The organism is Caballeronia terrestris (assembly GCF_001544515.1).
Lineage (GTDB): Bacteria > Pseudomonadota > Gammaproteobacteria > Burkholderiales > Burkholderiaceae > Caballeronia > Caballeronia terrestris.
Genome location: NZ_FCOL02000609.1, coordinates 1 through 586 on the forward strand (window position 1 = coordinate 1; position 586 = coordinate 586).

Below are 586 nucleotides of genomic sequence, written 5' to 3' on the forward strand. Positions count from 1 at the left end.
GTGCTACCACCTCTCTATAAGCAGCGTCGCTATCCCGAGCTACGTCTGACTGTCATTCATGCCCAGGAGAGGACCGCACCCGCCGGTCGACCTCCAATCGAGTGGAAGCTAATCACTGATCTGTCGGTCAAATCTCGTGCGGAAGCCATCGAGAAGCTCGACTGGTACGCGATGCGTTGGAAAATAGAGACCTTTCATAAGATCCTGAAGTCGGGATGCAAGGCCGAAGAATCTAAGCTGCGTACGGCTGATCGCCTAGCCAATCTTATCTCGGTGTTTTGTATCCTGAGTTGGCGCATCTTTTGGCTAACCATGCTCAACCGGTGTGCTGCACACGCCCCCGCCCAGTTGGCAGTCACACAAACAGAGATCGAACTCCTTGATCGGGTCGTCAAGGACACGCCTCGCACGGCACAGGCGCCGCCGCTGCTGCGCAGCCTCATCAAGCTTGCGCAACTCGGTGGGTACCTTGCACGTGCCAGCGACCCGCCGCCAGGCAATACCGTTATGTGGCGCGGTATGCGCCGTCTGATTGACATTCAGCTGGGATATGAACTCGCGCAGGACGAGTGTGGGTAATTGCAAG

The 586-nt window shown here is 56.8% G+C and carries 1 protein-coding gene; it reads left to right on the forward strand.

Going from position 1 to position 586, the window contains the following annotated elements; genetic code table 11:
• The coding region (locus AWB67_RS39200) for an IS4 family transposase (RefSeq protein WP_125477921.1) at positions 1-579 on the forward strand (579 nt) is incomplete at its 5' end.
• Positions 580-586: the final 7 nt, after the last annotated feature.